We start from the raw sequence: 10,101 nt of genomic DNA, 5'->3' as shown, positions 1-10,101 counted from the left end.
GTCTTGCCGTGGTCAACGTGGCCAATCGTGCCGATGTTGACGTGCGGCTTATTACGCTCAAACTTTTCCTTTGCCATGATGGCCTCCTTTTTCGGTAATGAAGGGAGCCCCTGAACAGAGCTCCCTCAAATCTTCGCTTATGCGTATTTCGCCTGGATCTCGTCCGAGATGTTCTGCGGAACCGGATCGTAGTGATCGAACTGCATGGTGAACTGGGCACGGCCCGACGACATCGAACGCAGAGTGTTGATGTAGCCGAACATGTTGGCCAGCGGAACGAACGCGTCGATCGCGATGGCGTTGCCACGGTTTTCCTGACCGGAAACCTGTCCCCGACGTGATGTCAGGTCGCCGATGATGCCGCCGGTGTACTCTTCCGGGGTGATCACTTCGACCTTCATGATCGGCTCAAGCAGTTTCGCACCGGCTTTGCGCATGCCTTCACGCATACCCATACGAGCCGCGATTTCAAACGCCAGAACCGAGGAGTCCACGTCGTGGTATTTACCTTCGATCAGGGCAACTTTGAAGTCGATCACGGGGAAGCCAGCCAGTGGGCCGCTATCCATGACGGATCTGATGCCTTTTTCGACACCCGGGATATATTCCTTGGGTACCGAACCACCAACAACGCGGGATTCGAACGAATAGCCTTCACCCGGCTCTGTCGGCGAGATGATCATCTTCACCTCGGCGAACTGACCCGAACCACCCGACTGTTTCTTGTGGGTGTAAACGATCTCGGCTTCGTGACCGATGGTTTCGCGATAGGCCACCTGCGGCGCACCAATGTTCGCTTCAACCTTGAATTCACGCTTGAGACGGTCAATCAGGATGTCCAGGTGAAGTTCTCCCATGCCCTTCATGATGGTCTGACCGCTTTCAATGTCAGTTTCCACACGGAAGGACGGGTCTTCTGCAGCCAAACGGCCCAGACCCTGGCTCATCTTTTCCTGGTCAGCCTTGGTTTTCGGCTCAACCGCGATCTCGATCACCGGATCGGGGAAGGTCATCGTTTCCAGAACCACCGGATCGCCGGTCGAACACAGAGTGTCGCCCGTGGTGGTGTCTTTCAGACCTGCCAGCGCGATAATGTCGCCTGCGAATGCTTCCGTGATTTCCTCACGATCATTCGAGTGCATCATCATCATCCGGCCGATACGCTCTTTCTTACCCTTGGTCGAGTTCAGAAGCGTGTCGCCCTTGGCCAGAGTACCCGAGTAGATGCGGGTAAAGGTCAGCGAGCCAACAAAGGGGTCGTTCATGATTTTGAACGCCAGACCCGAGAACGCCATCTCATCATCCGCGCGGCGAGCAATGTTACGGGTTTCTTCTTCGTCACCGGGTTTGAAGCCCATGTAATCGACAACGTCCAGCGGGCTGGGCAGATAGTCGATCACAGCATTCAACAGCGGCTGAACGCCTTTGTTCTTGAACGCCGAACCACCCAGAACCGGAACAAACGCGATTTCCAGAGTACCTTTGCGCAGCAGGGCGCGCAGGGTCGGAACGTCGGGCTCATTGCCTTCCAGGTATTCCATCATCGCGTCGTCGTCCATTTCGACGGCCGCTTCGACCATTTTACCGCGCCATTCGTCAGCCATGTCTTTCAGGCTGTCACGGATCGGTGCTTTGACCCAGCTTGCGCCCAGGTCTTCGCCCTGCCACAGCCATTCTTCCATGGTCACCAGGTCGATCAGGCCTTCCAGCTCGGTTTCTGCGCCGATTGGAATACCAACCGGAACAGCACGTGCGCCGGTACGGTCTTCGATCATTGCAACGCAGTTGAAGAAGTCCGCGCCGATCTTGTCCATCTTGTTGACGAACACCATACGCGGAACCTTGTAGCGGTCAGCCTGACGCCACACGGTTTCGGTCTGGGGCTCAACGCCGGCGTTTGCGTCCAGAACGCAAACGGCACCGTCGAGAACCGCCAGCGAACGTTCAACTTCGATGGTGAAGTCAACGTGGCCGGGGGTGTCGATGATGTTCAGGCGGTGCTTGGGCGAGTCAGCAGTTTCACCGTCTTCGGTGCGTTCCCAAAACGTGGTGGTCGCAGCCGAAGTGATGGTGATGCCGCGTTCCTGCTCCTGCTCCATCCAGTCCATGGTGGCTGCACCATCGTGCACCTCACCGATGTTGTGGGATTTGCCGGTGTAATACAGGATGCGTTCCGAACAGGTCGTTTTACCTGCATCGATATGCGCCATAATACCGAAGTTACGGTAATGGTTGAGTGTATATTCGCGTGCCATTTTGATAAGCCTCTGGAATTACCAACGGTAGTGGCTGAAGGCTTTGTTCGCCTCGGCCATCTTGTGGGTGTCTTCGCGCTTTTTCACGGCAGTACCGCGGGACTGTACGGCGTCCAGCAGTTCGCCCGCAAGGCGCTCTTCCATGGTGTTTTCGTTACGGCCACGCGCAGCAGTGATCAGCCAGCGGATGGCCAGTGCTTCGCGGCGCTCAGGGCGCACTTCGACCGGAACCTGATAGGTTGCACCACCAACCCGGCGCGAGCGAACCTCGACCGACGGTTTGATGTTGTCGAGCGCTTCGTGGAACACTTCGACAGGAGCGCGCTTGATCTTGCCTTCAACGCGGTCAAATGCGTTGTAAACGATGCGCTCTGCGACCGACTTCTTGCCGTCGATCATCAGGTTGTTCATGAATTTGGTCAGTACCTTGTCGCCAAATTTGGCGTCAGGCAGGACTTCGCGTTTTTCGGCGGCGTGACGACGTGACATATCAGCCTCTCCTTCTTACTTGGGACGCTTCGCGCCGTATTTCGAACGACGTTGCTTACGGTCTTTGACGCCCTGGGTATCCAGAACACCACGCAGGATGTGGTAACGGACACCGGGAAGGTCTTTTACACGGCCGCCACGGATCAGAACAACCGAGTGTTCCTGCAGGTTGTGGCTTTCACCGGGGATGTACGAGATGACCTCGAACCCGTTGGTCAGGCGCACTTTGGCAACCTTACGCATAGCCGAGTTCGGCTTTTTCGGTGTGGTCGTATACACACGAGTACAGACGCCGCGTTTCTGCGGGCACTGCTCTAGGTGCATGGACTTCGAGCGTTTTACTTTGGGCTGACGCGGCTTGCGGATCAGCTGTTGAATAGTTGGCATTCCGGTTTCTTCCCCGTTTTGCAACACACATGACATGCACGCGCATTGCGTGCGGCTAAACTTGCTGCGTTCGTGCGTCCACAAGCGCAAAACCCGCGAGCGTTCCCATTCCGAGGTGAACGTCGCGGTTTGTTATCAGAGGGCGCGAACGATAAAAGTGTCCGGGCCTTGACCAGTTCATTACTGGAATCGGTTGTGGGGCGGCCCCCGGCACCGAGATGACGCGCGTATATGGGGAGTCGGCCCGAGTGTCAACAGCACATACCCGACAAGCCGATTGACGGCGTTTTACCAAGACTTAGCTGCAGCTTCCAGTGCTACTCGCCCGTTGCCGGCAATTGCGGAGTTCTGCATAGTGGCCGCGAAACTTTTCGATGGACGAAACATGCAAGTCATTGGCCTGTGCCGCTTTTCCTACCCCGCGATCGGCGGTTATCAGGTAGAACACGAAACTGTCGAAGAGCGTCGTCAATACCTGTATGACCCAGAGCGGCTGGAAGAACGGTTTCGTCTGTTCGAAACCACCACCCTGCCCGGTTTTCGGGAACAGACGGACGAGGACTTTGAACTGGTGGTGCTAGTCGGTGAATGCCTTCCCAAAAAGTCCATGGACCGGCTGTATGATCTCACCTCGGGCATCAGGCAGATCCGCATCGTCAAGCGTACGCCAGCTCGGCATCGCCCTGTCGTCAAAGAGGTTCTGCACAGCGCCCGCACCGACCCGGATCTGCCATGTCTCCAGTTCCGGCATGATGACGATGATGCCGTCTCGGTCGACTTTGTCGAACGCCTGCGCCTTGCGGCGATTGACGCCAAAGGACTGACCCGGAATAGCCGGACGGTCGGGCTGGATTTCAACAGCGGGTTTCTGGCGCGGTTTGGACCGGATGGCACTCAAGCCCTCCCGGTGTTCCGATCCCTTTTGGGCGTTGGGTTGGGGATGTATATTGCCGGCGGCTGCAAACACACGATCATGAGTTTCACGCACCATAAGATCGGTCGTTTCATGCCCGTGATCAGCTATCCCGACGCGCCCATGTGGGTACGTACGTTGAACAACTTCAACGACTCCCCCCATGCCCGCGCCAACAAGACCGAACTGTCCCCACTGACACCGGAACAAGAAGGCGAGTTCATTGCGCGATTTGCCATTGAACAGGACAAGGTGCGGCGGGCTCACTTGGCAGGTTGAGACTGACGTTCCCGGAACAGCGTGAAAAGCCCCGCACCCACGACCAGAACAGCGCCCAACATTGTGATCGTATCGGGCCAATCGCCAAAAATTACCCAACCCAGCCCCAAAGCCCAGATCAGGCTGGAATACCGGACCGGCGCGATAAAACCGACGTCGCCTTCGCGCATTACCATGACGCTGCAAAGATATCCGGTTAGAACAAAGACCGCAGCTGACGCCACCATTATGCCTGCGCCCGGCGCTACCGGCTCCCACCCTGTGACTGCAGTTGCGACCCCTGCGGCCACTGTAATGGAAACCGACGTCGCCAATGTGACCGTCAAGGACGGAACATGGGTGGACATACGCCTGGTAATCAGGTCGCGCGCGGTGACGGATGCCACGGCAATCAGAGCGTAAATCGCGTAAATACTGAACCCATCAGGCCCCGGCCGTACGATCAGCAACATTCCAGCAAATCCCATCCCGATCGCTAGAATGCGGCGCCAGCCGATATGCTCACCAAAAAACAGTACAGCGCCCAACGTCACAGTAAGTGGCAACGCCTGAAGAACGGCCGTAACATTCGCCAGCGGCATATGCAAAAGCGCTGTCAGAAAGAAGAATGTGGCCGACAACTCGGCCAAGCAGCGTGCAGCAACAAGCCACTTGTCGTGGCGCGGAAAGTTCAGGTGCAGTGCCCCAAGATGACGCGCCATCAGAAACACCAATAATGTCGCCAAGAGTCCACGCATCGCAACCATCTGAAACAGCGGCAAGTCTGCCCCCGCAACTTTGATCAAAGCATCATTCACGGTAAAGGCGGCCATGCTGCCCATCATCAGCACCGCGCCCTTCACATTCGGGGTCATAGTGGCGGATTCCAATACTTTAATGAAACTTGGCCCATTGGCCGTAAGCCGATGAACGATGTCAATATGCAACGTCAGGCCTGCTGATCAGCCAGGCAAGATCACCAACGTGTGGTCCATACCCGCAAGAGCTGCGTCGATGCGTGGCGCGATCTCTGCCCAATCACCGCCGGCCAGACCTGCACCAATCATCGGATAGCCGATCCGCGATGCGGGGAATGCGCGTGCAATCTTCGAAAAACAACCCGAGATCGCCTCATATTCCACAAGCGGCCCCGGCCCCTCCCAATGAAACTGGGTATAGGCATTAACCACTACGAATTCGGTCGTGCCCCGCTTGATCTGGACCGAAGAAATCGTTCCGAGTTTCGATCGGGACCCAAGTTCCGTCTGCTTGTCGGCCTCAAGCGCATCGGGGAATTCCGCCGCAATCGCCCGTGCTATCCCGGCCCCCATCGCATGGAAGCAATTGCAACCGTGGATGATGACATCAAACTCACCATTCAGTGCAAGCTGTATCAAATCACCCTTGATTGTAGGCATCATGCATCCCTTGGTCAGTGGGTCGCTGTCTTCGAGACTATTCAGTTGTATCACGATTGGACGAAAGCACACCAAGGGCAAAAGAAAAGGCCCTGCGAAATCGCAGGGCCTTTCCGTATTTCTATGATGAGTAAGTTACTCGCGGCTTTCCGGTGTTTCCACCAGAACGTCCAGCTCATCACCGACCATATCGTCATCCATGACCGGCGCAGCGAGGGCAGCGGCCGCTTCGGCCTCTTCCCGGCGGGCTTCGATCACGACGTTGTCGCGGCCTTGCGCAACCTGGCGCACGGCCTGAGTGGCCCCACCGGTACCGGCTGGGATCAGACGACCAACGATGACGTTCTCTTTCAGGCCAACCAGCTTGTCCTTCTTGCCCTGAACCGAGGCTTCGGTCAGCACGCGGGTGGTTTCCTGGAACGACGCGGCCGAGATGAACGAACGTGTCTGCAGCGAGGCTTTGGTGATCCCCAGAAGGATCGGTTCGCCCTGAGCCGGACGGCCGCCGCGCGAGAGAGTTTTCTCGTTGGCTGCGTCAAACTCCTGCTTGTCGACATGTTCACCTTTCAGCAGGGTGGTGTCACCTGAATCCAGGATCTCCCACTTCTGCAGCATCTGGCGCACGATGACCTCGATGTGCTTGTCGTTGATCTTAACGCCTTGCAGACGGTAAACATCCTGCACCTCGTCGATCATGTAATCCGCCAGCGCTTCGACACCCATGATGGACAGGATGTCATGCGGAGCCGGGTTACCATCCATCAGGTATTCACCCTTCTGGATGAAGTCGCCTTCCGCAACCGGGATATGCTTGCCCTTGGGCACCATATACTCGATCGTTTCCATCGACTCATCCGCCGGCTCGATGCTGATGCGGCGCTTGTTCTTGTAGTCGCGGCCAAAGCGCACGTAACCATCGGCTTCTGCGATGATCGCGTGATCTTTCGGACGACGGGCTTCGAACAGTTCGGCCACACGTGGCAGACCACCGGTGATGTCCTTGGTCTTGGCGCCTTCACGCGGGATACGCGCAACGACTTCACCAGCCTCGATTTTATCACCGTCTTCGATCGACAGGATCGCATCCACCGACATCGGATAGTGAACCGGATTGCCCGCATCGTTGCGGACCGGCTCGCCATCTTCACCAACCAGAATGATCTCGGGCTTCAGGTCGCTGCCTTTGGGGGCGGCGCGCCAGTCGATCACGATTTTCTGGGTCATGCCGGTTGCATCGTCGGTCTCATCGCGGACAGCAATGCCCGAAACAAGGTCGACATACTTCGCGGTACCGGCTTTCTCGGCGATGATCGGCAGAGTGTAGGGATCCCACTCGTACAGCTTGTCGCCACGGGCAACCTTGGCGCCGTCCTTGACGAACAGCTTAGAGCCGTAGCCCAGCTTGTGGCTGGCACGTTCCTCGCCGTGTTCGTCTTTGATCACCAGCTTCATGTTCCGGCCCATGACCAGGATTTCGCCTGCGGAATTGGCCAGAACCTGCGGGTTCTCGAACGAAACCACACCGTCTTGGCTGGCTTCCTGGAACGACTGCTGACCACCTTGCGCAACACCGCCGATGTGGAAGGTCCGCATCGTCAGCTGTGTACCAGGTTCACCGATGGACTGGGCGGCGATGATGCCGACAGCCTCACCCGTGTTGACCCGCGTACCACGTGCAAGGTCACGACCATAGCAGGTGGCACAAACGCCTTCCTCGGACTCACAGGTCAGAGGCGAGCGGATGCGCATCGAAGCAACACCGGCCTCGTCAATGGTGTCGGCCATGCGTTCGTCGATCAACTGACCCGCAGCGACCAGAACCTCTTCCGTACCCGGACGCAGAACGTCATCGGCAGAAACACGACCCAGCACACGTTCGGCCAGCGAAGCGACAACCTCACCGTCGTTGACCGCGGCTTCGGCAGTGATCGCACGTTCAGTACCACAGTCGATCTCACGAACGATGCAGTCCTGCGCCACGTCCACCAGACGACGGGTCAGGTAACCCGAGTTCGCCGTCTTCAGAGCGGTATCCGACAGACCCTTACGGGCACCGTGGGTCGAGTTGAAGTACTCGAGAACGGTCAGGCCTTCTTTAAAGTTCGAGATGATCGGCGTCTCGATGATGTCACCGTTCGGCTTGGCCATCAGACCACGCATACCGCCCAGCTGTTTCATCTGAGTGACCGAGCCACGCGCACCCGAGTGGGCCATCATGTAGACCGAGTTTGGTTCTTGTTCGGAACCATCCTCTGCCCGATCCGAAGACGAGATCGTGCCCATCATCGCATCGGTTACGCGGTCGTTACACTTCGACCAGGCATCGACAACTTTGTTGTACTTTTCGCCCTGCGTGATCAGACCGTCCATGTACTGCTGTTCAAAGTCTTTTACCTGACTGCGAGTCTCATCAACGATGCCCCACTTGTCATCAGGGATGACCATGTCGTCCTTACCGAACGAGATGCCAGCCTTGAACGCTTCTTTGAAGCCCATCGACATGATCTGGTCACAGAAGATAACCGACTCTTTCTGACCGCAGTAACGGTAGACGGTGTCGATCACCTGCTGCACTTCTTTCTTCCGCAGCAGACGGTTGACCAGTTCGAACGGTGCCTTGTTGTTCATCGGCAGCAAGGCACCCAGACGCAGACGACCAGGCGTGGTCTCGAAACGCTTCTGAACTTCGTTGCCTTCATCGTCGATCTGCGTGACCCGCGCGGTGATCTTGGTGTGCAGGTGAACTTCGCCTGCATCAAGCGCGTGCTGCACTTCGTCGATCGAACCAAAGACCTTGCCTTCGCCCGGCATGCCTTCGCGTTCCAGCGTCACATAGTACAGACCCAGGATCATATCCTGCGACGGAACGATGATCGGCGCGCCGTTTGCAGGCGACAGAACGTTGTTCGTCGACATCATCAGAACACGAGCTTCCAGTTGCGCCTCAAGGCTGAGGGGCACGTGAACCGCCATCTGGTCACCGTCGAAGTCAGCGTTGAAGGCCGAGCAGACCAGCGGGTGCAGCTGAATCGCCTTACCTTCGATCAGAACCGGCTCAAACGCCTGAATGCCAAGACGGTGCAGCGTCGGCGCACGGTTCAGCATAACAGGGTGTTCGCGGATCACCTCGTCGAGGATATCCCACACTTCGGGACGTTCTTTTTCGACCAGCTTCTTCGCCTGCTTCACGGTCGAAGACAGACCCTTGGCTTCAAGGCGCGAGTAGATGAACGGCTTGAACAGTTCTAGCGCCATCTTCTTGGGCAGACCACACTGGTGCAGCTTGAGTTCCGGACCGGTCACAATGACCGAACGGCCCGAGAAGTCGACGCGCTTACCCAGAAGGTTCTGACGGAAGCGGCCCTGCTTACCTTTCAGCATGTCCGACAGCGATTTCAGCGGACGCTTGTTGGCACCGGTGATCACGCGGCCACGACGGCCGTTGTCGAACAGAGCGTCCACGGATTCCTGCAACATCCGCTTTTCGTTGCGGACAATGATGTCAGGTGCGCGCAGTTCGATCAGACGCTTCAGACGGTTGTTCCGGTTGATGACGCGGCGATACAGATCGTTCAGATCCGAAGTCGCGAAACGGCCACCATCCAGCGGAACCAGCGGACGCAGTTCCGGCGGAATGACCGGGATCACGGTCATCACCATCCACTCAGGCCGGTTGCCCGACTCGAGGAAGGATTCAACAACCTTCAGACGCTTGATGATCTTCTTGGGCTTCAGCTCGCCGGTTGCTTCTGCCAGATCAGCGCGCAGCTGCTCGGCTTCGGCTTCCAGATCGATCTGGGCCAACATCTCACGGATAGCTTCGGCACCGATGTTCGCGGTGAACGCATCCATGCCATAGGCATCCTGCGCGTCCATGAACTCTTCTTCAGTCAGCATCTGGCCATAAGACAGGTCGGTCAGACCGGGCTCGATAACGACATAGTTTTCAAAGTACAGAACACGTTCCAGATCGCGCAGCGTCATGTCCAGCATCAGACCGATGCGGGACGGCAGCGATTTCAGGAACCAGATGTGCGCAACGGGTGCTGCCAGTTCGATGTGGCCCATACGCTCGCGGCGGACTTTCTGCAGGGTGACTTCCACACCGCATTTCTCGCAGACAACGCCGCGATACTTCATCCGCTTATATTTGCCGCACAGACATTCGTAATCTTTGATCGGGCCAAAGATACGCGCGCAGAACAGACCGTCACGCTCGGGCTTGAACGTCCGGTAGTTGATGGTTTCGGGTTTCTTGATCTCGCCATAGGACCAAGACAGAATCCGCTCGGGCGACGCCAAGGAGACTTTGATCTCGTCAAAGACTTTCGGCGGCGTCAGCGGGTTGAACGGGTTATTGGTGATTTCCTGGTTCATTTTG

Annotated in this window: 7 protein-coding genes; 1 reads left to right on the top strand and 6 read right to left on the bottom strand. The window is 57.1% G+C overall.

Going from position 1 to position 10,101, the window contains the following annotated elements:
• Positions 1 to 137: 137 nt before the first annotated feature.
• Genes fusA through rpsL form a run of 3 tightly spaced genes read right to left on the bottom strand, consistent with a single transcriptional unit; the run spans position 138 to position 3,131 of the window.
• Entirely contained in the window at positions 138 to 2,255 is a 2,118-nt protein-coding gene (fusA, locus tag AC2FIS_RS15350; protein WP_496774195.1) for an elongation factor G, read from the bottom strand.
• 18 nt (positions 2,256 to 2,273) lie between these two features.
• Positions 2,274 to 2,744 carry a 30S ribosomal protein S7 gene (gene rpsG / locus AC2FIS_RS15345; protein WP_008756926.1) on the bottom strand — a complete coding sequence of 157 codons (471 nt, stop codon included), beginning with the start codon at positions 2,742 to 2,744 and terminating at the stop codon, positions 2,274 to 2,276.
• Positions 2,745 to 2,759: 15 nt separating this feature from the next.
• Positions 2,760 to 3,131, bottom strand: coding sequence for a 30S ribosomal protein S12 (rpsL, locus tag AC2FIS_RS15340; protein ID WP_005621086.1), 372 nt, complete (start codon positions 3,129 to 3,131; stop codon positions 2,760 to 2,762).
• Between the two features lie 385 nt (positions 3,132 to 3,516).
• Here rpsL and AC2FIS_RS15335 point away from each other — a divergent pair, with 385 nt between their 5' ends.
• Complete coding sequence (locus AC2FIS_RS15335; RefSeq protein WP_496774197.1) at positions 3,517 to 4,323, top strand: putative rhamnosyl transferase; 807 nt, start codon at positions 3,517 to 3,519, stop codon at positions 4,321 to 4,323.
• Here the strand turns inward: AC2FIS_RS15335 and AC2FIS_RS15330 are convergent.
• From AC2FIS_RS15330 to rpoC, 3 genes are all read right to left on the bottom strand, one after another.
• On the bottom strand, positions 4,308 to 5,177 hold the full coding sequence (locus AC2FIS_RS15330; protein WP_496774194.1) for a DMT family transporter: 870 nt from the start codon (positions 5,175 to 5,177) through the stop codon (positions 4,308 to 4,310). The two genes, AC2FIS_RS15335 and AC2FIS_RS15330, sit on opposite strands and share 16 nt — an antisense overlap.
• Positions 5,178 to 5,264: 87 nt before the next feature.
• Positions 5,265 to 5,774: a macro domain-containing protein gene (locus AC2FIS_RS15325; RefSeq protein WP_496774192.1), complete on the bottom strand. Its 510-nt coding sequence runs from the start codon at positions 5,772 to 5,774 to the stop codon at positions 5,265 to 5,267.
• An 81-nt stretch (positions 5,775 to 5,855) separates the two neighbouring features.
• On the bottom strand, positions 5,856 to 10,097 hold the full coding sequence (gene rpoC, locus AC2FIS_RS15320) for a DNA-directed RNA polymerase subunit beta' (protein ID WP_282153041.1): 4,242 nt from the start codon (positions 10,095 to 10,097) through the stop codon (positions 5,856 to 5,858).
• Positions 10,098 to 10,101: the final 4 nt, after the last annotated feature.

It is taken from the genome of Ruegeria sp. CDSB113 (genome assembly GCF_059611045.1).
The sequence above is the reverse complement of the archived record's forward strand: the minus strand, read 5'-3'. Positions and strand labels throughout refer to the sequence as shown.